Raw genomic sequence first — 22,664 nt, forward strand, 5'->3', positions numbered from 1 at the left:
GGCGCCTGCGGGTTGGAGAAGCCTCGCAGATCACCAGGCTGTCGAACGAGTACCACGCCTGTGAAACGGCGGTGAACGGTTGGCTGAAAAAGCGTTGAAAAACTACGCGGCCTTGCAACCCAGGCTGCGCATCAGATCGCGGGTTGCGTCGAGAAAGACCTCGTTGATCGCCTCGGCACACTCTGGCGTCAAGCGGCTTGAAGGGCCTGACAGCACCAATGCCCCGACCAGTTCATCGCCTGCCCCGTAGACGGGAAAGGCTACCGAAGCCGCATGCGGGTCCGTGGCCCCCATCGAGAAAAACGGCTTCTGCATGGTGATGCCGCTGGCAAACGGTGTACGCAAGGCCTGGGCGCCGGCAGCATCGTCCATCGGACGCATATCGCCAGGTTGAACGTGCATGCGTAGGCGATGGGGGGAGTTCACCCGGTACTGACACATGCGGTAGGCGCCGTGGCGCACGTAGAACGACGCCGTTTCACCCGTACGCTCGGCCAGAAGGTGCAGCCTGGGCATCACGTGCCGCTCCAGATCGATACCCTCTTCGTACACGGCGTTAAGCCGCATCACTTCACTGGCCAGCTGGTAGCGACCGTCGGCCATGCGGTTGACATAGCCGTGATTCTCAAGCGAAACCATCAGGCGCATGATGGTACTTTTGATCAGCCCGGTACGCTCGACGAGCTCGACGAGCGTCAGCGCCGTGTCCCCCACCTGAAACGCAGAAAGTACCGTCAGCACGCGGTCGGCCGAAGCCACTCCATTGACCGCGGGACGCGGCCGGACATTTACCATCGAGAGTTCCTCACCTGTGAATGATGCAAGTCATTGTCGGCATTGAAAGCGCCCATTATCTGGCAATGCCCTGACGACCGCCATCACAGCTGACCGCGTCGATTGGGTAGTTGCGCAATCTGCAGCCAGTCGTCCGGGGCTTCTTGCAAGCATGCGGACGCACCATGAACTCGGCCAAGGCCATGGCCATGACGTGGCTCAGCTGCACGGACCATTCACCGCTGACTCCAGTGCTTGATCCAGTGCTTGAACATGGCGCATCTGGGCGGTTAACGTCTGTAGCCTCCCGGCTACCCTGTGCCACCTCCCCGTACGCGCAGCGACAATGTTGGCCGGGTTCGGATATGGAAAAAAGCAAACATGGCAACTGACCTCATCACCGAAGCAGGCTACCAAGCCCTGAAAGATGAACTGGACTGGCTTTGGCGAGATGAGCGACCAGAGATCACGCGCAAAGTGACCTGGGCGGCGTCACTGGGCGATCGCAGTGAAAATGCGGACTACCAGTACAACAAGAAAAAGTTGAGGGAAATCGACCGTCGTGTCCGCTACCTTCGCAAGCGCATCGAGAACCTGCGCGTGGTGCCTTACTCGCCCGCGCAGGAAGGAAAAGTGTTTTTTGGAGCATGGGTGACCATCGCCAACGAGCACGACCAAAGCAAGCGGTTCCGAATCGTCGGCGCGGATGAAATCTACGACCGCAAGGACTTCATCTCCATCGACTCACCGATGGCCCGGGCCTGCATAGGCAAGTGCGTCGGGGACGAGATCATGGTGCGCACACCCACGGGAGAAGCCTACTGGGACGTCACCGACATTCAATACGATGCACACGAAGCCGCGCCACGATTCGTCAAACCCTGATCGCTTTGCACCGTCGCAGGAGACGGCAGACTTTCAGCGTGCCGTGATCAGCCCTTGGCGCGCGATACGGACCAGATGGCCGATCACTTCGGCCGAGGCCTCGGGCGCGGGCGCTTGAATCACGGCAAGGTCGAACCGGTCATTGGCGTACTGGGCGAAATGCTCGCCGGTCTCGGCAAACTGGATCAGGAATGCACGGGCCTGGCCTCGTCGACGAGACAAGCCTTCAAGGTGGCGCAAAAGTGTGGGCTGGTGCGCCCCCCCAAGCAGGATGCGCGGGGTGCGCGACGCCTGACTGACAGGCAGAGGGCTTAGACAGACACTGGTACGTGGGCAACTCATGGTGAATTCTCCGCCTCGCCAATCTCGCTGGGCAGCGGTGGGAGGCGTCACCGAACCAGCGCTTTAGCGGTATTTCGGGACACCCCTCGGGCGTCTCTGCGCCCCGCAAGTAGCTGTTTAAATCGGCGCAGGCGTCATGCTAGAGCGATTGAACCGAACATGCAAGCGCACGATTCTGGCCAATTGCCCGCCTCGGTGCAGCCTCGCTTAGTGCTTGCCCTTGGGCTCCAGCACCCGCCGCTCCCGATTGAACGCCAGGAAGTACTTGTTCACGCTGTTGACGAAGTTGACCGGCCCCATGCCCACCTGCTCCATGGCGATGCGTTCGGTCTGGAAGAACCATTGGTTACCGTTGAGCCCACGCTTGCGCGCTTCGGCGCGCATGGCTTGCACGCGCTCGGGCCCCAGGTTGTAGGCGGCCAACACGAACGCCATGCGCTCACGTTCATTGATGCGGGGGCTGGAGAAGAACTTGCGACGGATCAGGGCCAGGTAACGCGCACTGGCCTGAACGTTGCCGTCCACCGTCTTGATGTTACTGACCCCGACCCGTTGGGCAGCCGCCGGCGTGATTTGCATTAACCCGTGTGCGCCCCCTGCCCCCCGCGCGGCCGGGTTGAGGGTCGACTCCTTGAATGCCAAGGCGGCAAGGTTGAGCCAGTCGATCTGCTGCGCCTGGCCATGCTTTTGCAACACGGCGCTGACCGAGGCCAGCCGTTGACGGTCCTGGCGGGCGAGCGGGTTGTGTACCCGGTACTGACGCCGATAGATGCGTTCGAATGCTGCATCCTCGTTGTCAGGGGCGCGATAGTTCTGTAGGAAGCGGTCGACCGATGCCTGCAACTGCGGCGAGTCACGACCAACGTACCAGCGCATGGCTTGCGAGGGCCCCAGGTGCGCACGCGGGTTGACACGCAGCTTCGGCATGACCTTTGACCAGCGGCGGGCGATCGGCTGTTCGACCACGGTCAAGTGATAGATACCGGCCTGGACCATCTCCAGCACATCCTCGATCGCCAGGGTCGGATCGACCCACTCCACCTTGACGGGGGGACGCTTGCGCAGGGCCAGACGCTGGTTCAGTTGCTCGATCAACGGGCCCGCGGCACTGGCGCTGGTCAGCGCGATGGTGCGACCTGACAATTGTTCCGCCTGGCTGAAGGTGCGCTCCCCCTTGCGCCCAACCAACACCAGCGCCACCTGATCACGCACCGGGGCAGTTGCTACTACGTTACGCACCGTAGCAGGATCGAGCAGTTCCCCTGGCGCGGCCAAGTCGCCCTCGCCCCGGCCCAGTGCGCCCAGGAGCTGCTCCTTGGCGCGTGGGATAAGTTTGAGCTCGATGCGCTGGCTGTCCTCTACCCGGGCATTGAGAAAGTGCTCGAGCGCGCGCAGGCGGTAGTACTCGACGCCCACGGGCTCGCCTTTCACTTCGCCGGAGCTGTTGCGGCTTTGATTGACCAGCACGCGCAAGACCTTGCTGCTGCGGATGTGCTGGAGATCGCGGGCATTGGCCGGCGCAATGTGATACTGCGGGCCCGGTGGGCGTACCTGCGTCTGCGCTTGGCTGGCCAGGGGCAGCCCCAACAGCAGCATGAACATGAGCCAGTAGCGTGGCATTCAAGGTATCCGTCGTGAGTGGTTAGCCAGCATGACGTTCGCCACGTTAGGGCTTGAGGTCAAAAAGACCATGCCCTGGACTTGAAGTTCTTGGACAGCCGTTAGGCACGGGCTTTTGCTATGCTGGCGTCCCTGCGGCACGAGGTAGCACCATGCAATTGATCGACATTGGCGTCAACCTGACCAACAGCAGTTTCGATGGCCGCCAAGCGGAAGTGGTCAACCGCGCCTTGGAAGCGGGCGTCGAGCAAATGGTCCTGACAGGCACCAGCTTGCCTGTAAGTGAACAGGCCATTGGCCTTTGCCAGCAACTGGACAGCGCGCAAAGTCACCTGTTCGCAACGGCTGGGGTTCACCCGCACGATGCAGACAGCTGGAACAGCCAGAGCGAACAGCACATGCGCCACCTGCTTGTCGAGCCGCGGGTGCGCGCCGTGGGCGAATGCGGCCTGGACTTCAACCGCGATTTCTCTCCACGCCCTGCGCAGGAGAAGGCCTTGCACGCCCAGCTAGCATTGGCCGTGGAGTGCCAACTTCCGGTGTTTCTCCATGAGCGCGACGCCAGTGAGCGCCTGCTGGCCATCCTCAAAGAGTATCGCGATCACTTAAAAGCAGCCGTGGTCCACTGTTTCACCGGGGAACGTGCTGCGCTGTTCAGCTACCTTGACCTGGACCTGCACATCGGCATCACTGGCTGGATTTGTGATGAACGGCGCGGGACGCACCTGCATGGATTGGTGGGCAGTATACCCACCGGCCGCTTGATGCTGGAGAGCGATGCCCCCTATTTACTGCCGCGCAGCCTGCGCCCCAAGCCCAAGAACGGGCGTAACGAGCCGGCGTACCTGCCTGAGGTCCTGCGAGAAGTGGCACTGCACCGCAGGGAAACCCTGCAAGATACCGCCGCGCACACCACTGCCACGGCCAAGGCATTCTTCGAATTGCCGTCGCAATCCTGATATCTCTTGATACATATCAACACCCCTCGAGTCGCCGCGGGCACAATGATGGCACCTTGCCAATATTGTTTCCGCTCAACTCAGAGAAGACCTGCCCATGGGTGCCTGGCTTAGCAATGTTTCCCTGAAATACAAGTTCTGGGCGGTCAACGCCGTCGCTTTCGTGACCACTTTGCTGCTGGTGCTGTACGCCGTCCATCTGGAGCAGCGCGCCCGTGCTGAAGGCGCTGAACATCAAGCAAACGCCCAGGCAAACCTGCTGGCAGCGTGGCCACAAGGCCAACCGTTGCCTCTTTCGGCAAGCGTCATCACCTGGGGTGCAGGGCAGACGCCCTCCTTTGCCGGCGAGCCCCTGGAGGCCTTGCGCGGCGCTCAGGGCTGGATAGCGCTGCCCTCCAACCAACTGTTGGGACAAGACCCCATTCAGGGCGCTCATGTGCTGCAGAGCGGTGATCAGCGTGTTGCCGTGATCGCCCAGTCACCCAGCCTGCGCCAGGTCTTCATCGATCGATTTACGCATTACGCGGTGTGCGTGTTGATTCTGATGCTGGCCATGCTCGCCGCTTCGCAACTGCTGATCCGCTTTCTACTCAGCCAACTCAACACGCTCAAGGACGTGATGCTGCATGTGGAAAAAACCGGTGATCTGGCGGCGCGTGTACCGCTGGCCGGCGGTGACGAAGTCGGTCAGATGGCGGGCGCCTTCAACGCCATGCAGGGCACCTACCACCGTATCGTCAGCACCGTCGCCACCACCGCAGCACAGCTCGACTCAGGTGCCGCGCGTCTTGCGGCCAGCATGAACGAGGTGCGTCACGGCATGCTCGGCCAGCAAAGCGAAACCGACCAAGCCGCGACAGCCATCAATGAAATGTCCGCCACTGTCTACCATATCGCCCAGCATGCAGGGGCGACCCGCGATCTGTCCCAGACTGCCGACACGCTCGCGGGCGGTGGGAAAGACGTGGTCAATCGCGTGCAGACGTCCATTGCCGGGCTTTCCAGCGGCGTTCAGCAGACCGCCGAAATGATCCGTCAACTCGCCGAAGACAGCCAGAAGATCAATGGTGTGGTCAGTGTCATTCACAGCATTGCCGAGCAGACCAACCTGCTGGCATTGAACGCGGCCATAGAGGCGGCCCGTGCCGGTGACCTGGGTCGTGGGTTTGCCGTGGTGGCCGATGAGGTCCGCAACCTGGCCAAACGCGTTCAGTCATCTACCGACGAGATCACTACCATGGTGTCTGCCCTGCAGTCAGGCACGCGTGATGCGGTCGAGTTTATGCAGGAAAGCTCCTACAAAGCAGACGATTGTGTGAAACAGGCCCAGGAAGCAGGAGCGGCATTGGCCGAGATCACTGGGGCAGTGGCGCAGATGCGTGAAAGCAACACCCAGATCGCCGTGGCTGCCGAACAACAGAGCCAGGTGGCAGAGGAAATGAACCGTGCCGTCGTCAGCATCCGTGATGTGACCGAGCAAACCGTGCAGCAGACCGTAGGTTCGGCCACCACCAGTTCGGAACTTGCGACACTGGCCGGGGCACTGAACAAGGCTATAGGTCAACTGAAGCTATAACGGTCATAGGCAGTGGCGATTGGCTCTGGCCGCGCCTGCACACTACGCTTTGGGCATGACCGAGAGGAAATGCCCATGAACAAACGTCTACCCAATCTGCTCGCCTGGCAATGGCGCGGCTACCCGCACAGTCATCGTCACCCTGCGAACCTGGTGCTGCATTTGATTGCGGTTCCGCTGTTCATTCTGGGCGTCCTGTTGATCGTGTCCGGATTGTTTGGGCTGGATATCGTGCAGCTGGCGGTCGGCGTGCTCGCCCTGGTCGCGGCCCTTGGACTTCAACGTCACGGCCATCGCCTGGAAGCTGATACCCAAGAGCCCTTCATCAATCGCACCGACCGTGTTCAACGTGTACTCAGCGAGCAGTTCATCACGTTCCCGCGTTTTGTGGTGAGTGGCGCGTGGTGGCAGGCCTGGCGCGACCGTCACAAGCCTCGGCGGTGACGGGCATCACCCAAACACCGTCACCGTTTGCCTGCTCAAGGCCAACAATGCGCCGTCTGCACTCCATAATGCAGCGGCCGCATGGCCATATCCCTCGCGTGCGTACTCGGTTTCCACACGGTACTGGCACCAATCGCCAGCGTTCAGCGAGCGTACAGACTGGACGAACTCGATGGTCCAGGTAAGTGTACTGCCGGCTGCAGGCTGTCTGAGCATGGGCAGAACGCTAGGTGGCCAGGCGTCTACCAACGCCAGCAGGTGCGCCTCGTTCATTTCCCCGTCTTGCAGGTCACGCAGGCGCACCCAGCCCCCCATGGTGCGCGAATCATTGCCGCTGAACGGAAGCCCACCGATCGCCCAGCGCAACTCCAGGTTTTTCATGAATTGCGGTGTCACACCTGGGATATGAGGCAATGGTGCTGCACTCGCCTCAAGCGCCGGCATTTCTGGTGCAGGTACGGCGGGTACGGACACGGCAGAGCTTCGTGCAGCCCCGAAACTGCCCTGTACCAGCGTCACCACCTGTCCTTGCTGCACGGCGCGGCCCAGCAGCGTGCTGACACCCGTGCCATGGCGCAATAGCTCGACCTCCAGCCGAATCGGGGTATCTGCCGAGGCAGGACCCACGAAAGTAATGGCCAGTGAGCGCACCGGGCGGTCATGACCTAGCCGGGAACGCATCGCTTCGAACACCATGGCAGCCATCAGGCCGCCAAAAATCGCTCGCCCCTGGCCCCAGCCTGCCGGTACGCGCACGCTGTCGGGATGAGCTCTGGCAGCCTCGAGCACTTGTTCGAACGTCATTGGGCAGCTCCTGCGCGGGTAACGGTGCTCCCATCCTAGCCGGCCCTGGCCCCTGCAACAGCCTTCATATCGGTCATTGTCCGGGCTTGCGACGGGCCAACGCAGCACCCAACGCGTCCAGCGTGCTGTCCGACCGCCGCTCGGCCTCTTCCAACTGGTGTTGCCATCCGCTAATGCAGCCCGCCAGATCGGCGTGCTGTTGCGCTTGCAGCAACCATTGCAGACGGTCATGCCAATCCCCCAGATCGCCCTGTGCTCGTTTCAGGGTGCGTTTGAGCTTCTTCGGGGCGTGGCCGAACTGGGGGTAGGCTTCGTCTGCGTACCGCGCTCGTTTGATCAGCAACCGCAACCGGTGACGATCGTGATTGGGATCCTGCAAGGCCTCGGTCAGCTTGCGCCACTGTTTGCGCAAGCGTTTCTCGATACGCTTGTCCAACGCCTGAATCAGGCCATCGCGATCTGCGCCACGCAAAAACGCGGGAAACGCATCCACCGCCCCCAGTAATCGGGTCAGCTGCGGGCTACGTGCGACGCTGGCGTAGGATGGCCCTCGCCCTTGCAGACGCCTGCGCCCGGCCTGCTCGAACCCTTGGGTAATGAGGGCGGCGCCCAGCACTTCGGCATCGCGCAGCGGCGTGGTGAGCGTCCCTAGCGCCTTGGCGGCACTTTCGAGTTGCTCCACACCAGGCAGCCCGCGCAGTGGTCGTACCAGGCTGCGCAGGCGGCGCACGGTGGTGCGCAGGTCGTGCAGGGCTTCACTGTCAGTGTCGACCGCCAGGCGTTCGCGGCACGCCAGGAGCCTGACGTGCAAGGTGATGATCTGGGCGATGAGGTGATCAAGCATGTCAGACATGTGGCAACCCTCGATCAACGGCCGGCACGGGACTCACGGATGTAGAAGCGTGCTTTTTCAGCCTTGCGCGTGCAGCTTTCGTAACCCTCGAATTGCTGCTGCGTCTTGGCGCCTGTAAGCAGCGACAGCGCCTTGGAATAACTCACGGCCCCCGCAAAGCCTTCAGCCTTGGCCAGGTCAAGCTCCTTCCAGGCGGCGTCCAGTTGTGTGGCACAGCTGTCACGGTACGCCGTCTTGCCAGCGCAACCAGCAAGGGTCAGGGCAATCAACGGCAGGCAGATCCAGGCTTTCATCAGCTAAACCTCTGAGGGAGAGAAACAATGCATGTTCGACGCCAACCCCTTGTAAAAGTGCCCGCCTGGCTTTGACCAAGCAGGTCCTCGACAGGTTGCGCATTGCTGCCAAGGGTACGATGCGTGCATTGTAGAGCTTAAGTGGCGAACGCTGAGGGAAGTTGATGAACAAACGCGTGGCATTGGTGCTCGGATCAGGCGGGGCCAGAGGGTATGCGCACATCGGCGTGATCGAGGAGATCGAACGCCGCGGATATGAAATCGCCTGCATTGCCGGGTGCTCCATGGGAGCGGTCGTTGGCGGCATTTACGCTGCAGGCAAGCTTGAGCAATACAAACGCTGGATCGAGAGCCTGGACTATCTGGATGTCCTGCGCCTGGTGGATGTTAGCTTCAGTCTGGGCGCTATTCGGGGCGACAAGGTATTCGGTCAGATCCGCAAGATAGTAGGCGACATCAACATTGAGCAATTGCGCATTCCTTATACCGCCGTTGCAGCTGACCTGACCAACCAACAGGAAATCTGGTTTCAGGAAGGCTGCCTGCACCAAGCCATGCGCGCCTCGGCTGCCATACCCAGTCTATTCACGCCCGTGGTTCAAGGTAACCGAATGCTGGTCGACGGCGGCATCCTCAACCCGTTACCCATCGTGCCCGTGGTATCGAGCCACTGCGACCTGATCATTGCGGTCAACCTCAACGCCACCAACCAGAAGCAGTATCAACTTCCAGTGATAGAGCGACCTGCAGCCTTCAAGATGAGATTCGATGCACTGATCAACTCGCTTGGCTCGCACCTGCCGTTTCGCCGCAAGCCCGCCGAAGAGTTGGTCCGTATTGAAAAAGGCATGACGCGCGATCGTTTTTCCCCCGTGAACCCGTGGCTGGCCGAATCGGCAGATCCGCAGACACAGCAGCCTACGGCGGCCCCCGAAAGCGAAGGCGCGCCCAAGTCTGCCACCGGTTCGTTCATCATCGACAACGTAGGGCCGGCCTCGCTGCTGGACTTGATCAACCAGAGTTTCGAAGTCATGCAGACTTCACTGGCGCAGTACAAGATCGCCGGCTATCCGCCTGACGTACTGATCAACGTTCCCAAGCGTGTGTGTCGCTTCTTCGAGTTCTACAAGGCGCCCGAGCTGATCGCACTGGGCCGCGAGATCGCACGCGACACATTGGACAATCATGAGGGTGTCAAACGCTAACGCTTGCGGTGCCTGCGCACAGGAAAAAAAACAGGCCGCTTATAGCGGCCTGTCGCGTGTTTCCAAACGGCTTTAGTAACGCGTGATGTCCGCGTTGGCCTCCAGCTGTTTGCGGTAGGCGGCGAAGTCCTGCTGACCCGCACGAGACGCCAAGTAGCGGCGGATCTGCTGCTTCTCTTCATCAGTGGCCGCAGCACCGTCATTGACACCCTTGAGTTGCAGCACGACCAGGCTGCCATCACGCAGCACGACGCTGCCATAGACGGGCTTGTCCTTGGCTTGCGGCTTGCCGAGACGGAACAATGCCTGCAGCTCGACAGGATCGATACCTTCCTGACCACGCGAGACGGCTTCATAGGGCTTCCAGCCCTGGCCTTCCTGAACGCTTCCAGGGGCGATGGAGCCGTCACGCAGCCCCGCGATCAGCTTGTCCGCCTTGGCCTTGAGGGCAGCGGTGGCTTTCTCTTTGGCCAGATGCTCGCGAATGTTCTTGGCAACCGTCTCGAGTGGCAGCTGTGCAGGCTTGCGGTGTTCCTTGACGCGCAGTACCACCGTCGTCTCCGGATCGAGCTCGATGGCGGTGCTGTTGGCACCCTCTTCCAGCACTTCCTCCGAGAACGCTGCCTGCACCACGGAGCGGTTGGCAGTGATACCGTCGCCGCCTTCGCGACCGAACGGAGCGGACGTTTGCACCTTGAGGTTCAAGTCCTGGGCCGGCTGCACCAGGTCGGAGGCCTCGTAAGCGGCATCCTGCAACTGCTTGCTGGCGTCCACGTAGCGTTGCTCGACCAGTGGCGTCTTGAGGTCGCGGGTCAGCTTGTCTTTCAGGCTCGCGAAGCTCGGCACCTCGGGCGCTTCAACGCCCAGCAGCTTAATGATGTGATAGCCGTATTCGGTACGAACCGGGGCTGAGACCTGACCGTCGTGCAGCTGATACAGCGCCTGTTCGAACGCCGGATCGTACACACCAGGGCCGGCAAAGCCAAGGTCACCGCCGTTGCTGGCCGAACCTGGGTCCTGGGAAAATTCCTTCGCCAACGCGGCAAAATCTTCACCCTTGGCCAGGCGCTGTTCGATTTCGTCAGCACGCGCCTTGGCTTGGGCATCGGTGGTCTTGTCGTTGACCTCGATGAGGATATGCGCCGCGCGGCGCTGTTCGGCCAGGTTGGCGATCTCTTTCTCGTACTGAGCCTTGAGCGCCTCGTCAGTGACCTTGGCCTGGTCAAAGAACGACGATTTCTTGAGCTCTACGTAATCGATAACGACTTGGTCAGGCGACATGAACTCTTTGGCATGGGCGTCATAGTGCTGCTTGACCTCTTCGTCGCTGATCTTGATCGCGGCTGGGTCGGCCTTGAAGGTCAAGGACGCGAAATCGCGGGTCTGCTTCTCAAGGCGTGCAAAAGCATCGACTTGCTGATCGGTTACGAAGCTGCTGCCGGCGATCCCGGCACGTAACTGCCCGATGAGCATTTCTTCACCGAGCATTTCGCGAAACTGCATACGCCCATAGCCCATCTGGCGGATGACCTGGTCGAAGCGGTCGCTGTTGAACTTGCCGTCAACCTGGAACTCCGGCGTTTGAAGCATGACTTGATCGAGCGCAGCATCGGAAAACGCGAATTTGGCATCCTTCGCACCTTCGAGCAACAGCTTGCGGCTGATCAGACCCTTGAGGGCCTCTTCACGCAGCAGCTTGTCGTCAAGCAGCGCAGGATCGAAGTCCTTGCCCAGTTGCTGCACCAGCTGGCGGCGCTGCATGTCGGCCGCCTGGCTCAGCTCGTTCTGGCTGATCGTTTCGCCGTTGACCTTGGCAGCATCCTGGCTGTGGCTGGCGGCTTGGAAAATGGCTTCGAACCCGGTCAATGCCATTAATACGACAATGAGACCGATAATGGTTTTGGCAATCCAACCTTGTGAATTGTCCCTGATATTTTGCAGCATGCGTCCCCCAGAGACGGCTGTACCACTGCGTCGACAACCGCGGAGCGTGGGTAGAGTCCTGATAAAAGAAAGGCGCATCCGAGGATGCGCCTTTTCTTAGCATACGAATCAGGCGGTAACGTTTGCGTCCCGCCTTCAGCGTGCTCGGACCTGGCCTGGCCGGGTCCGGCTGAAAGAGACGACTTAGTTGACGGCGTCTTTCAGGCCTTTACCTGCCTTGAAACCTGGAACCTTGGCGGCTTCAATTTTGATCGCCTTACCGGTCTGCGGGTTACGGCCAGTACGCTCAGCGCGTTCCTTGACAGTGAAGGTGCCGAAGCCGACCAGAACGACAGAGTCGCCTTGCTTCAGGGCGCCGGTGACGGTTTCGATCACTGCGTCCAGCGCTCTGCCAGCAGTGGCTTTGGGAATGTCTGCATGTGCGGCGATAGCGTCAATCAGTTCCGACTTGTTCACTCGTAAGTCCCCTTGTGCTCTATTGAGTATGTTTCTAAGTATGTAAAGAAAAGCGTGTGAAAACGGTGCTGGGTGGCCTGATGACACTCACGTGCCGCTTTATAGCAAGGCGCCGAAAATACTGTCAAGAAAGCCACCCGGGCTGAAACTGTTAGTGCGTGCTAATTCTTTCCTTTGCCTCACTGTCGCGCTTATCGTCCTTCGCGACAATCTCGGAAGCCACATCTGGCAAGGGCTCCGGGGCGTATTGCAGCGCAATTTGCAGGACTTCGTCAATCCATTTGACCGGTTTGATCTGCAGATCCTGTTTAATATTTTCCGGGATTTCCTTCAGGTCGCGCACGTTCTCCTCAGGAATGATCACCGTCTTGATGCCGCCCCGGTGTGCGGCCAGCAGTTTTTCCTTGAGCCCGCCAATGGCCAGAACCTGGCCGCGCAACGTGATCTCGCCTGTCATCGCTACATCCGCGCGCACAGGTATCTGAGTGAGTGCCGACACCAGCGCGGTGCACATGCCGATGCCTGCACTCGGGCCATCCTTGGGGGTGGCGCCTTCGGGCATATGAATATGAACGTCGTGCTTTTCATGGAAGTCTGCTGCGATCCCCAGGCTGCGGGCACGGCTGCGCACCACTGTCTGCGCGGCCGTAATCGACTCGACCATGACGTCACCGAGCGAACCGGTCTTGATCAATTGGCCCTTGCCAGGAATGACCACGGACTCGATGGTGAGCAATTCGCCGCCCACTTGTGTCCATGCCAGACCCGTCACCTGGCCGATCTGGTCCTGCTGCTCGGCCAGGCCATAACGGAACTTGCGCACGCCCAGAAGGTGTTCGAGCTGCTCGCCGGTCACCTTGACGTTGACCTGCTTTTGCCCTGCATGTTCCTTGACGACCTTACGGCAGACCTTGGCAATCTGACGCTCAAGACCACGCACACCCGCTTCGCGCGTGTAGTAACGAATGATGTCGCGAATGGCCGAGACATCGATCTCCAGCTCTTCTTTTTTCAGGCCGTTCGCCTTGACCTGCTTGGGCACCAGGTATTTGACTGCGATGTTTATTTTTTCATCTTCGGTGTAACCCGGCAGACGAATGATCTCCATCCGGTCCAGCAACGCTGGCGGGATGTTCATCGAGTTGGAGGTGCACAGGAACATCACGTCCGACAGGTCGTAATCGACCTCCAGATAGTGATCGTTGAAGTTGTGGTTCTGCTCGGGGTCCAGCACCTCCAGCAGTGCCGAGGCCGGATCGCCGCGCATGTCGCTGCCCATCTTGTCGATTTCATCGAGCAGGAACAGCGGGTTGCGAACGCCCACTTTGGTCATCTTCTGAATCAACCGGCCGGGCATGGAGCCGATATAGGTCCGGCGGTGGCCGCGGATTTCAGCTTCATCCCGTACCCCGCCCAGGGCCATGCGCACGAATTTACGGTTGGTCGCAGCGGCAATGGATTCGGCCAGGGACGTCTTGCCCACGCCAGGTGGGCCAACCAGGCACAGCACTGGGCCACGGATTTTCTTGACGCGCTTTTGCACGGCAAGGTACTCGAGAATACGGTCCTTGACCTCTTCCAGACCGTAGTGGTCTGCATCAAGAATGTCTTCGGCCTTGGCAAGGTCCAGGCGCACTTTGCTCTGCGCTTTCCAAGGCACCTGAACCAGCCAGTCCAGGTAGGAACGCACTACGGTGGCCTCAGCCGACATCGGCGACATTTGCTTGAGCTTGTTCAGCTCAGCCTGGGCCTTGGTCATGGCGTCCTTGGGCAGGCCAGCGGCCTCGATACGCTTTTTCAGCTCCTCGAGCTCGTTATGACCCTCATCACCATCGCCAAGCTCTTTCTGAATGGCCTTCATCTGCTCATTCAGGTAGTACTCGCGCTGGCTGCGCTCCATCTGCTTTTTCACCCGGCCACGGATGCGCTTTTCGACCTGCAGCAGGTCAATCTCGGCATCAAGCAGTGCCAGGACATGCTCGACCCGCGTTGGCAGGTCGACGATTTCCAGAATTTCCTGTTTCTGCTCGATCTTCAGGGCCATGTGGGCGGCCATGGTGTCGACCAGACGCCCGGGCTCATCGATGCTGTTGAGCGATGACATCACTTCGGCAGGCACTTTCTTGCCCAGTTGCACGTACTGCTCGAACTGCGAAAGCAGTGTGCGCACAAATACTTCCGACTCGCGCTCTACAGCCTCGGTTTCGTCGATCAGGGACACTTCGGCGCGCACATGGCCATCGACTTCACTGAAGCGCTCGACAGTACCCCGCTGCTCACCTTCGACCAGCACTTTCACGGTACCGTCAGGCAGTTTCAGCAGCTGGAGCACGGTGGCTACGGTACCAACGCGGTATAGCGCGTCTTCGCCCGGATCGTCATCAGCCGGGTTTTTCTGGGCGAGCAGGAGAATCTGCTTTTCGCCCGTCATCGCGGCTTCGAGGGCCTCGATGGATTTCTCACGCCCCACAAACAGCGGGATGACCATGTGCGGGTAAACAACGACGTCGCGCAATGGCAAAAGAGGCAAGTCGAGGGTGGTCTTCATGATTTCGCCTCTACAGCGGCCTTAGTGGCCGGAAACCGTGGAATTGATGTTTGGACCTAATGTGGGGGTACACCCACGAAATTACAAGCGCTGGCGCAGGAAAAGCAAAAAGGGGGCCCAAGGCCCCCTCTGTGCTACACGGTCAGGCGACCTGCCCCTTAATCAGGCGTCAGGCGCGGCCTTGGCTTGCGGCTCGCTGTTCTCGTAGATCATCAGCGGCTGCGAGGTACCCTCGATGACGCTTTCATCGATCACCACCTTGCTGACTTCCTTCGCAGAGGGAATCTCGTACATGGTGTCGAGCAGCACGCCTTCCAGAATGGAACGCAGGCCACGGGCGCCAGTCTTGCGCTCCAACGCTTTGCGAGCAACGGCCTTGAGCGCATCACTGCGGAACTCGAGGTCGACGCTTTCCATCTCGAACAGCTTGGCATACTGCTTGGTCAGCGCGTTCTTGGGTTCGGTCAAGATCTGGATAAGCGCTGCTTCGTCCAGCTCATCAAGCGTTGCCAATACTGGCAAGCGGCCCACAAACTCGGGGATCAGGCCAAACTTGACCAAGTCGTCAGGCTCGACCTCACGCAGAGACTCGCCGACTTTCTTGCCCTCTTCCTTGCTGCGCACTTCAGCACCGAAGCCCATGCCACCTTTGGTGGAGCGGTTCTGGATGACCTTTTCAAGGCCGGAGAACGCGCCACCACAGATGAACAGGATATTGCGGGTATCAACCTGCAGGAATTCCTGCTGCGGGTGTTTGCGGCCGCCCTGTGGAGGGACGGAAGCAACAGTGCCCTCGATGAGCTTCAGCAAAGCTTGCTGCACACCTTCACCCGAAACGTCACGGGTGATGGACGGGTTGTCCGACTTGCGCGAAATCTTGTCGATTTCGTCGATGTAGACAATACCCATCTGGGCTTTTTCCACATCGTAGTCGCACTTCTGCAGCAGCTTCTGAATGATGTTCTCGACGTCCTCACCCACATAACCGGCCTCGGTCAGGGTGGTGGCGTCCGCGATCGTGAACGGTACGTTCAACAGGCGCGCCAGGGTTTCGGCAAGCAAGGTCTTACCCGAGCCCGTCGGGCCGATGAGCAGGATGTTGCTCTTGCCCAGCTCGACGTCGTCACCCTTCTTGTCACGCTGGTTCAAGCGCTTGTAGTGGTTGTAAACCGCCACGGCAAGCACCTTTTTCGCGCGTTCCTGACCAATGACGTACTGGTCGAGGATACCGCTGATTTCTTTCGGCGAAGGCAATTTGTGCGCGCTGCTTTCGGCCTGGGCTTCCTGCACCTCCTCGCGGATGATGTCATTGCACAGGTCGACGCACTCGTCGCAGATAAATACCGAGGGCCCGGCAATCAGTTTGCGCACTTCGTGCTGGCTTTTGCCGCAGAAGGAGCAATAAAGCAATTTGCCGCTGTCCTCGCCGTTACGGGTGTCAGTCATTCGATCGATCCAATCCGGTAGGCTTGCAACACAAGATGAAGGCAATTGCGGGCTTTTTCAAGTCCGCAGGCAGGCGCGTCATGCGCCTACCTGCCCTGGCCTCCCGCTTCAGGAAGCCAGTTGCCGCTTGTCGTATACCGAGTCGATCAGGCCGTACTCGGCTGCGCGCGAGGCGCTCATGAAGTTGTCACGCTCGGTGTCGCGCTTGATGGTTTCCAGATCCTGGCCGGTGTGGTAGGCCAGAAGCTCGTTCAGGCGCGCCTTGATGTTCAGGATTTCCTGGGCATGGATCTCGATATCGGTAGCCTGGCCCTGGAACCCGCCCAGTGGCTGGTGAATCATCACGCGCGAGTTCGGCAGGCAGTGACGCTTGCCCTTGGCACCGGCGGCGAGCAGGAACGCACCCATGCTGCAGGCCTGGCCGATGCAGATGGTCGATACGTCCGGCTTGATGAACTGCATGGTGTCGTAGATCGACATGCCGGCGGTCACGGACCCACCCGGCGAGTTGATGTACAGATGGATATCCTTGTCCGGGTTTTCCGCCTCAAGGAACAACATCTGTGCGACGACGAGGTTGGCCATGTAGTCTTCGACCGGGCCAACAAGGAAGATCACGCGCTCCTTCAGGAGGCGCGAATAGATGTCGTAGGCGCGCTCGCCACGGGCGGACTGCTCGATAACCATAGGGACCAGGCCGCCTGCAGCCTGGATGTCAGAGCTCTGCTGAATAAAAGAATTGCGGGACATGTCCTGCGCTCACTCCCAAATAGTCATGGCTTGAATACACACAAGCCAGCGCGAAGGCTGGCTTGTGGGGGCTTCCTGCGAAAAGACCGCTTACTCGGCTTCGTCAGGTGCCTGGGCTGGCTTGACGGCCTCTTCATACGAGACCGACTTGTCAGTCACAGTCGCTTTCTGCAGAACAGTATCCACAACTTGTTCTTCAAGTACAACCGAACGCACTTCGTTCATCTGCTGGTCGTTCTTGTAGTACCAAGCGATGACTTGCTCAGGCTCCTGGTAAGCCGAGGCCATCTCCTCGATCATTTCGCGAACCTTGGCATCGTCTGGCTTGAGGTCATACTGCTTGACCACTTCTGCGACGATCAGGCCCAGCGCAACACGGCGCTTGGCTTGCTCTTCGAACAGCTCGGCCGGCAGTTGCTCAGGCTTGATGTTGCCACCGAACTGCTGAACAGCCTGCACGCGCAGACGGTTGACTTCGTTTTCCAGCAGAGCCTTTGGCGCTTCGATCGGATTGGCGGCCAGCAGACCGTCCATGACCTGGTTCTTGACCTTGGTCTTGATGGCCTGGCGCAGTTCACGCTCCATGTTCTTGCGAACTTCGGCGCGGAAGCCTTCCAGGGTCGATTCCTTGATGCCGAACTGTGCGAAGAATTCTTCGTTCAGCTCAGGCAGCACAGGGGCCGACACGCTGTTGACGGTGATGGTGAACTCGGCGGCCTTGCCGGCCAGGTCCAGGTTCTGGTAATCCTCTGGGAAGGTCACGTTGACGACGCGCTCTTCACCAGCCTTGGCGCCGACCAGGCCGTCTTCGAAGCCTGGGATCATGCGGCCGGAGCCCAGCACCAGCTGAGTACCTTTGGCCGAGCCACCGGCGAACGTTTCACCGTCAACCTTGCCAACGAAGTCGATGTTGAGCTGATCGTCGGTTTGAGCGGCGCGCTCGACGGCTTCGAAACGCGTGTTCTGCTTGCGCAGCACTTCCAGCATGTTGTCCAGATCGGAATCGGCGACTTCGGCGCTCAGGCGCTCGACGTTGATCGACTCCAGGCCGGCAACGGTGAACTCCGGGAACACTTCGAAGACCGCGACGAACTCCAGGTCCTTGCCTTTTTCGAAAGACTTGGGCTCTACGGACGGCGCGCCGGCAGGGTTCAGTTTCTGCTCGACGATGGCTTCGTAGAAGGAAGCCTGAACCAGATCACCGAAGGCTTCCTGGCGGGCATCGGCCTCGAAGCGCTGACGGATCACGCTCATGGGCACCTTGCCAGGACGGAAGCCGGCAACCTTGGCGCGCTTGGCAGTCTGCTGCAGACGCTTGTTGACTTCGTTCTCGACGCGCTCAGCCGGAACGGCGATGGTCATGCGGCGCTCGAGAGCGGAAGTGTTTTCAACAGAAACTTGCATGGATATTCCTCGTTGCACAGACGTTAGCCGGCGTTAGCCCGACTCCAGAATCAAGGGCAAGCATTCTAGTGAGTCGCGCTGCAGAAGTCACCCCACTCGGGACGACCTGAAACAACGCCGGTCGATTAACTTTCAAGGGCCGCACGGCACACCGCGCGACCTGTTTCCAATAAGCCTGGCCCGACATTCCGGCCAATACGTGCCGCAACATCTTGCTCAACAAATACACCTTGAACCGCACGGCCCTTATTCGAGCTCGATCTCGTTGAACTGGCAGTACTCCTCCCAGGACAATCCAAGCGCATCGGCCACCTCTCGATGGGTCTCCAAGCGCATAGCCCGCAATTGCTCCGGGGTTTCAGCGATCAGCTCAAGTGCGAGCTCCCAGGGCTGGATGCCTCGTTGTTCAGCGGCATCCTCGAACGCCCACTGAATTTGCTGCGCCTGCTCACGAGCATCCAGCGCGCGGATCTCTTCGAGCAGGTGAGGGTTCGCTTCGGCGAAACGCTGCAGCGCGGCAGCCTGGCGGGCTTCTTTTGCGATCATTGGCTATGTCCTGGTACTTCCCGCTTCACCGGGTTTCAACCGGCTGAAATCTATCAGCTTTTATTGGGATGCCACCAGCGGATTGCAAGGGCGGCTAGCAACAAATACTGATCCCCCGCTTCATGTCGGCGGTTCACCTGAAAGGTGCGGCCAGCAGCGGAGCCGCCCGTGTGGCGAGCCAGCCCCCTTGGGAGCGGGCGAGTCGAGCGCGATGACTGCCCTGATTACCACAGGATCAGCCACGCCACGCACTCACTCAGGGTCCGGACGCACCAAAAACAAAAGGCGCCCGATCTCACGATCAAGGCGCCTTTCATATAAAGATGGGGTGGACGATGGGAATCGAACCCACGACAACTGGAATCACAATCCAGCGCTCTACCAACTGAGCTACGCCCACCATATTGCGGTGTAACGGTACTGCCTTACTGAAGCATGGTGCGGACGAAGAGACTCGAACTCTTACAGCTTGCGCCGCTGGAACCTAAATCCAGTGTGTCTACCAATTTCACCACGTCCGCGTAACGCTTAAAACAAAGGCGCCAGTTACAGCGCGGCGCCTTTGAAGAATATGGGGTGGACGATGGGAATCGAACCCACGACAACTGGAATCACAATCCAGCGCTCTACCAACTGAGCTACGCCCACCAAAACGCGTTCAATCACCTTGCTTGCCAAAGCTGCCTAAGTGGCGCACCCGGCAGGACTCGAACCTGCGACCATCCGCTTAGAAGGCGGATGCTCTATCCAGCTGAGCTACGGGCGCTTAAGCATGAAGCCTAACCGAACAAGGCACTGACAGCTCACTGCCAAACGACTCATTCTGCCCGACTTCGCCAACCAGTGCTAGGCTGTGCCCGACAAGTGCGGCGAATCTTATAGCCGACCCCTGGGGTCGTCAACAACTTTCTAAAAAAAATTTAAATTATTGAAGGGGTTAGGGCATTTGCCCGACCGCCCGCCTTTGCCCTCCGGCCATGTCGTGCGAGAATACGCGTTCTTTATTGTTTCCCTTCCGATGGTTAATCACGCGTCTATGACTGCACAACTAATCGATGGCAAGGCGATTGCCGCCAAGCTGCGCCAGCAAATCGCTCAACGTGTCGCGCAGCGGCGCCAGGAGGGCCTGCGCACGCCGGGCCTGGCAGTGATTCTGGTCGGCACCGACCCTGCCTCCCAGGTTTACGTCTCGCACAAGCGCAAGGATTGCGAAGAGGTAGGCTTCCTGTCGCAGGCCTTCGACCTGCCGAGTCACACCACGCAAGAAGCACTTACTGAACTGATCGATCGTCTCAATGACGACCCGTCCATTGACGGCATCCTGCTGCAACTGCCGCTGCCCGCGCACCTCGACGCATCGTTGCTGCTCGAGCGCATCCGCCCGGACAAGGATGTGGACGGCTTCCACCCCTACAACGTCGGTCGCCTCGCACAACGCATTCCGCTGCTGCGCCCCTGCACACCCAAAGGCATCATGACCCTGCTTGAAAGCACGGGGCAGGACCTGTACGGCATGAATGCCGTGATCGTCGGGGCCTCCAACATCGTTGGCCGGCCAATGGCGCTGGAGTTGTTGCTCAGCGGATGTACGATCACCGTGTGCCACCGCTTCACCCAGGACCTGGCAGGACATGTTGGGCGCGCGGACCTGGTGGTCGTAGCCGCGGGCAAACCCGGGTTGGTCAAGGGTGAATGGATCAAGGAAGGCGCCATCGTCATCGATGTCGGCATCAACCGTCAGGAAGATGGCAAGCTGGTGGGCGACGTCGTCTACGAAACCGCCCTCCCCCGTGCTGGCTGGATTACCCCGGTACCGGGTGGCGTGGGCCCGATGACCCGCGCCTGCCTGTTGGAAAACACCTTGTATGCGGCCGAGACGCTTCACGGCGATTGAGGCGAGCGAGCATGGCGGCCCTGCCGTCATTGCGTGAGCGAGGGGCGGTCATCGGCCGCCCCATTTTGATTCAGGCGAATTCGATTATCGGTTAGCCTGGGCGTCCTGCCACCGCATGTAGTCATCGCTAATCACTGCCCCTGCCATCCAACGCCAGAACTCCTCCTGGCCCTTCCTGCCAACGCGCGGCAATTCCCACTGCACAGAATGATCTAGCAACTCATTACCGCATTGGGCTTGCAAGAAACACGTCTGCGCTATACATGCTGAGCCCGCTCGGGCCTTTAGGCCACCCGCGGCCTGTATCCCATGGTCCCTCGCGCTTAACGCTGCGCTCCACTGGCAAGCTTATTGCTGCCTATATCCCGCCGCCTAGGCTCTGGGTTCTTGGATTGGTGATCTTGCGCTCACTGCACATTGATAGAGCATAAAGAGCCTACGCGCACCATGACTGGTCAGACCGGTAAGGCCAAAACTGCTTGCATTGCTCCGCGATTAGGCGTTTTATGGCCAGGCGCTGAACAAACCGGTAAGACCACAATAATTAAGTCCTGCGCTCATTCGCCCCGTGCGGCCAACGAAGCAAGGACACCGACCTGAGATCACTCCCATGCTCAAATGGTGCTCGCGTTCGATCTTCCTTCAAGTCGTGCTGGGGCTGGCCCTTGGCGTTGCTTGCGGCCTGAGTTTCCCCGACCTTTCCTTGCAGCTCAAACCCCTTGGCGATGGTTTCATCAAGCTGATCAAGATGTTGATCGGCCTGATCGTCTTTTGCGTAGTGGTCAGCGGCATTTCCGGTGCCGGTGACCTAAAGAAGGTCGGTCGCATCGGCCTCAAATCGGTCATCTACTTCGAAGTGCTTACCACGCTGGCCCTGATCATTGGCCTGGTGTTCGCATTCACCAGTGGTATCGGTAGCGGCGCCAATATCCACCTCGACCAGTTGTCCGGCGCTGACGCCAGCAGCCTGGCCGAACGTGGTCAGCACATCCATGGCGCCACAGCATTCTTCATGGACCTGATCCCCACCTCGGTGATAGGCGCCTTCGCCGACAACAATATCCTGCAGGTACTGTTGTTCTCGGTACTGTTCGGCAGCGCGCTCAACCTGGTCGGCGACTCGGCTGCGGGCATTTCACGGCTGATCAACGAGCTCAGCCATGTGATCTTCCGCATCATGGGCATGATCGTGCGCCTGGCGCCCATTGGCGTGTTCGGCGCCATCGCTTTCACCACCAGCAAGTACGGCCTGGAGTCGCTGCAGCATCTGGGCGGCTTGGTGGCGCTGTTCTACCTGACGTGTGCAGGGTTCGTGCTGATCGTGCTGGGTACCGTCATGCGCTTGTCGGGGCTGAAACTGCTGCCCCTGATCAAGTATTTGCGCGAAGAGCTGACCATCGTTCTGGGTACGGCTTCTTCCGATGCCGTGCTCCCGCAAATCATGCGCAAGCTCGAACACCTGGGCATCGGCAGCTCGACAGTCGGGCTGGTGATTCCCACCGGTTATTCCTTTAACCTTGATGGTTTCTCCATCTACCTGACCTTGGCCATCGTCTTCATCGCCAACGCGACCGGTACGCCCCTGGCGATGACCGACCTGCTGACGATCCTGCTGGTTTCACTGGTGACGTCCAAGGGCGCGCATGGGATTCCCGGATCGGCGCTGGTGATCCTTGCCGCGACACTGACGGCAGTCCCTGCGATCCCGGTGGTGGGCCTGGTGTTGGTACTGGCCGTGGATTGGTTCATGGGGATCGGGCGCGCACTGACCAACCTGATCGGAAATTGCGTTGCCACCGTGGCCATCGCCCGCTGGGAAAAAGACATCGACCTGGAGCGCGCTCAGAATGTGCTCGACGGCAAGCCTGGTTTTGCGCACAACCCGCGTAAGCAGCCTGCAGCCCACCAACAGGAATTCTGA

20 protein-coding genes and 4 tRNA genes are annotated in these 22,664 nt (G+C 59.7%); 7 read left to right on the top strand and 17 right to left on the bottom strand.

The genetic code is table 11. The features are described from left to right. Positions 1-102: 102 nt before the first annotated feature. Positions 103-795 (bottom strand): IclR family transcriptional regulator, encoded by a 693-nt coding sequence (locus PFU01S_RS07865; protein ID WP_027914595.1) that lies wholly within the window; start codon positions 793-795, stop codon positions 103-105. Positions 796-1,155: 360 nt separating this feature from the next. Here PFU01S_RS07865 and greB point away from each other — a divergent pair, with 360 nt between their 5' ends. Beyond that, positions 1,156-1,659 (top strand): transcription elongation factor GreB, encoded by a 504-nt coding sequence (gene greB, locus PFU01S_RS07870; protein WP_042139328.1) that lies wholly within the window; start codon positions 1,156-1,158, stop codon positions 1,657-1,659. 33 nt (positions 1,660-1,692) lie between these two features. On the opposite strand, the gene PFU01S_RS07875 is transcribed toward greB, so the two are convergent. Together PFU01S_RS07875 and PFU01S_RS07880 are read right to left on the bottom strand one after the other, a co-directional pair. Next, on the bottom strand, positions 1,693-2,001 hold the full coding sequence (locus tag PFU01S_RS07875; protein ID WP_027914594.1) for a hypothetical protein: 309 nt from the start codon (positions 1,999-2,001) through the stop codon (positions 1,693-1,695). A 207-nt stretch (positions 2,002-2,208) separates the two neighbouring features. After that, positions 2,209-3,621, bottom strand: coding sequence for an MltF family protein (locus PFU01S_RS07880; RefSeq protein WP_028686932.1), 1,413 nt, complete (start codon positions 3,619-3,621; stop codon positions 2,209-2,211). A 152-nt stretch (positions 3,622-3,773) separates the two neighbouring features. Between PFU01S_RS07880 and PFU01S_RS07885 the strand changes: the two genes are divergently transcribed. The 3 genes from PFU01S_RS07885 to PFU01S_RS07895 all read left to right on the top strand — a co-directional run bounded on the left by PFU01S_RS07885 (position 3,774) and on the right by PFU01S_RS07895 (position 6,600). Continuing rightward, positions 3,774-4,580: a TatD family hydrolase gene (locus PFU01S_RS07885; RefSeq protein ID WP_028686931.1), complete on the top strand. Its 807-nt coding sequence runs from the start codon at positions 3,774-3,776 to the stop codon at positions 4,578-4,580. A gap of 97 nt (positions 4,581-4,677) precedes the next feature. Further along, complete coding sequence (locus PFU01S_RS07890; RefSeq protein WP_028686930.1) at positions 4,678-6,156, top strand: methyl-accepting chemotaxis protein; 1,479 nt, start codon at positions 4,678-4,680, stop codon at positions 6,154-6,156. 75 nt (positions 6,157-6,231) lie between these two features. Then, complete coding sequence (locus PFU01S_RS07895; RefSeq protein ID WP_028686929.1) at positions 6,232-6,600, top strand: DUF962 domain-containing protein; 369 nt, start codon at positions 6,232-6,234, stop codon at positions 6,598-6,600. A 6-nt stretch (positions 6,601-6,606) separates the two neighbouring features. On the opposite strand, the gene PFU01S_RS07900 is transcribed toward PFU01S_RS07895, so the two are convergent. The 3 genes from PFU01S_RS07900 to PFU01S_RS07910 form a co-directional block, all read right to left on the bottom strand. Next, complete coding sequence (locus PFU01S_RS07900; RefSeq protein ID WP_028686928.1) at positions 6,607-7,404, bottom strand: acyl-CoA thioesterase; 798 nt, start codon at positions 7,402-7,404, stop codon at positions 6,607-6,609. Between the two features lie 73 nt (positions 7,405-7,477). After that, a complete protein-coding gene (locus PFU01S_RS07905) occupies positions 7,478-8,257 on the bottom strand; it encodes a CHAD domain-containing protein (RefSeq protein ID WP_027914588.1) in 780 nt (259 codons plus the stop codon). Positions 8,258-8,271: 14 nt separating this feature from the next. Then, the gene (locus PFU01S_RS07910) at positions 8,272-8,550 is read right to left on the bottom strand and encodes a hypothetical protein (protein WP_023536014.1); all 279 of its coding nucleotides are present in this window, start codon (positions 8,548-8,550) and stop codon (positions 8,272-8,274) included. Between the two features lie 164 nt (positions 8,551-8,714). Here PFU01S_RS07910 and PFU01S_RS07915 point away from each other — a divergent pair, with 164 nt between their 5' ends. After that, the gene (locus tag PFU01S_RS07915) at positions 8,715-9,755 is read left to right on the top strand and encodes a patatin-like phospholipase family protein (protein WP_028686927.1); all 1,041 of its coding nucleotides are present in this window, start codon (positions 8,715-8,717) and stop codon (positions 9,753-9,755) included. Between the two features lie 72 nt (positions 9,756-9,827). Here PFU01S_RS07915 and PFU01S_RS07920 read toward each other — a convergent pair whose 3' ends face one another. From PFU01S_RS07920 to PFU01S_RS07970, 11 genes are all read right to left on the bottom strand, one after another. Beyond that, on the bottom strand, positions 9,828-11,699 hold the full coding sequence (locus PFU01S_RS07920) for a SurA N-terminal domain-containing protein (RefSeq protein WP_027914586.1): 1,872 nt from the start codon (positions 11,697-11,699) through the stop codon (positions 9,828-9,830). A gap of 183 nt (positions 11,700-11,882) precedes the next feature. After that, complete coding sequence (locus tag PFU01S_RS07925; protein ID WP_028686926.1) at positions 11,883-12,155, bottom strand: HU family DNA-binding protein; 273 nt, start codon at positions 12,153-12,155, stop codon at positions 11,883-11,885. 151 nt (positions 12,156-12,306) lie between these two features. Further along, positions 12,307-14,703, bottom strand: a complete 2,397-nt coding sequence (gene lon, locus PFU01S_RS07930) for an endopeptidase La (RefSeq protein ID WP_027914584.1) — start codon at positions 14,701-14,703, stop codon at positions 12,307-12,309. Between the two features lie 162 nt (positions 14,704-14,865). Next, positions 14,866-16,149: an ATP-dependent Clp protease ATP-binding subunit ClpX gene (clpX, locus tag PFU01S_RS07935; protein ID WP_023536000.1), complete on the bottom strand. Its 1,284-nt coding sequence runs from the start codon at positions 16,147-16,149 to the stop codon at positions 14,866-14,868. A gap of 108 nt (positions 16,150-16,257) precedes the next feature. Then, positions 16,258-16,899 (bottom strand): ATP-dependent Clp endopeptidase proteolytic subunit ClpP, encoded by a 642-nt coding sequence (gene clpP, locus PFU01S_RS07940; protein ID WP_023536171.1) that lies wholly within the window; start codon positions 16,897-16,899, stop codon positions 16,258-16,260. Positions 16,900-16,989: 90 nt separating this feature from the next. Continuing rightward, a complete protein-coding gene (gene tig / locus PFU01S_RS07945) occupies positions 16,990-18,303 on the bottom strand; it encodes a trigger factor (RefSeq protein WP_028686925.1) in 1,314 nt (437 codons plus the stop codon). A 246-nt stretch (positions 18,304-18,549) separates the two neighbouring features. Next, on the bottom strand, positions 18,550-18,849 hold the full coding sequence (locus PFU01S_RS07950; protein WP_027914582.1) for a DUF6388 family protein: 300 nt from the start codon (positions 18,847-18,849) through the stop codon (positions 18,550-18,552). Positions 18,850-19,173: 324 nt separating this feature from the next. Further along, a tRNA-His gene (locus PFU01S_RS07955) sits at positions 19,174-19,249 on the bottom strand. 36 nt (positions 19,250-19,285) lie between these two features. Further along, a tRNA-Leu gene (locus PFU01S_RS07960) sits at positions 19,286-19,370 on the bottom strand. A 51-nt stretch (positions 19,371-19,421) separates the two neighbouring features. Beyond that, positions 19,422-19,497: transfer RNA gene (locus tag PFU01S_RS07965), tRNA-His, on the bottom strand. Positions 19,498-19,538: 41 nt separating this feature from the next. After that, positions 19,539-19,615 (bottom strand) — tRNA-Arg (locus PFU01S_RS07970). Between the two features lie 270 nt (positions 19,616-19,885). On the opposite strand from PFU01S_RS07970, the gene folD reads away from it, so the two are divergent. Together folD and PFU01S_RS07980 are read left to right on the top strand one after the other, a co-directional pair. Beyond that, on the top strand, positions 19,886-20,743 hold the full coding sequence (folD, locus tag PFU01S_RS07975; protein ID WP_027914581.1) for a bifunctional methylenetetrahydrofolate dehydrogenase/methenyltetrahydrofolate cyclohydrolase FolD: 858 nt from the start codon (positions 19,886-19,888) through the stop codon (positions 20,741-20,743). Between the two features lie 610 nt (positions 20,744-21,353). Beyond that, a complete protein-coding gene (locus tag PFU01S_RS07980) occupies positions 21,354-22,664 on the top strand; it encodes a C4-dicarboxylate transporter DctA (RefSeq protein ID WP_027914580.1) in 1,311 nt (436 codons plus the stop codon).

It is taken from the genome of Pseudomonas fulva NBRC 16637 = DSM 17717 (genome assembly GCF_000730565.1).
GTDB classification, from domain to species: Bacteria; Pseudomonadota; Gammaproteobacteria; order Pseudomonadales; family Pseudomonadaceae; genus Aquipseudomonas; species Aquipseudomonas fulva.

Bases quoted from the DNA above. Each gene is read 5' to 3' on its own strand.
- folD (WP_027914581.1), top strand. From the start codon at position 19,886: ATGACTGCACAACTAATCGATGGCAAGGCGATTGCCGCCAAGCTGCGC.
- PFU01S_RS07880 (WP_028686932.1), bottom strand. From the start codon at position 3,621: ATGCCACGCTACTGGCTCATGTTCATGCTGCTGTTGGGGCTGCCCCTG.
- clpP (WP_023536171.1), bottom strand. From the start codon at position 16,899: ATGTCCCGCAATTCTTTTATTCAGCAGAGCTCTGACATCCAGGCTGCA.
- clpX (WP_023536000.1), bottom strand. From the start codon at position 16,149: ATGACTGACACCCGTAACGGCGAGGACAGCGGCAAATTGCTTTATTGC.
- PFU01S_RS07910 (WP_023536014.1), bottom strand. From the start codon at position 8,550: ATGAAAGCCTGGATCTGCCTGCCGTTGATTGCCCTGACCCTTGCTGGT.
- PFU01S_RS07905 (WP_027914588.1), bottom strand. From the start codon at position 8,257: ATGTCTGACATGCTTGATCACCTCATCGCCCAGATCATCACCTTGCAC.
- tig (WP_028686925.1), bottom strand. From the start codon at position 18,303: ATGCAAGTTTCTGTTGAAAACACTTCCGCTCTCGAGCGCCGCATGACC.
- PFU01S_RS07950 (WP_027914582.1), bottom strand. From the start codon at position 18,849: ATGATCGCAAAAGAAGCCCGCCAGGCTGCCGCGCTGCAGCGTTTCGCC.
- PFU01S_RS07920 (WP_027914586.1), bottom strand. From the start codon at position 11,699: ATGCTGCAAAATATCAGGGACAATTCACAAGGTTGGATTGCCAAAACC.
- PFU01S_RS07980 (WP_027914580.1), top strand. From the start codon at position 21,354: ATGCTCAAATGGTGCTCGCGTTCGATCTTCCTTCAAGTCGTGCTGGGG.
- PFU01S_RS07875 (WP_027914594.1), bottom strand. From the start codon at position 2,001: ATGAGTTGCCCACGTACCAGTGTCTGTCTAAGCCCTCTGCCTGTCAGT.
- PFU01S_RS07900 (WP_028686928.1), bottom strand. From the start codon at position 7,404: ATGACGTTCGAACAAGTGCTCGAGGCTGCCAGAGCTCATCCCGACAGC.
- PFU01S_RS07895 (WP_028686929.1), top strand. From the start codon at position 6,232: ATGAACAAACGTCTACCCAATCTGCTCGCCTGGCAATGGCGCGGCTAC.
- PFU01S_RS07890 (WP_028686930.1), top strand. From the start codon at position 4,678: ATGGGTGCCTGGCTTAGCAATGTTTCCCTGAAATACAAGTTCTGGGCG.
- PFU01S_RS07885 (WP_028686931.1), top strand. From the start codon at position 3,774: ATGCAATTGATCGACATTGGCGTCAACCTGACCAACAGCAGTTTCGAT.
- PFU01S_RS07915 (WP_028686927.1), top strand. From the start codon at position 8,715: ATGAACAAACGCGTGGCATTGGTGCTCGGATCAGGCGGGGCCAGAGGG.
- PFU01S_RS07865 (WP_027914595.1), bottom strand. From the start codon at position 795: ATGGTAAATGTCCGGCCGCGTCCCGCGGTCAATGGAGTGGCTTCGGCC.
- greB (WP_042139328.1), top strand. From the start codon at position 1,156: ATGGCAACTGACCTCATCACCGAAGCAGGCTACCAAGCCCTGAAAGAT.
- lon (WP_027914584.1), bottom strand. From the start codon at position 14,703: ATGAAGACCACCCTCGACTTGCCTCTTTTGCCATTGCGCGACGTCGTT.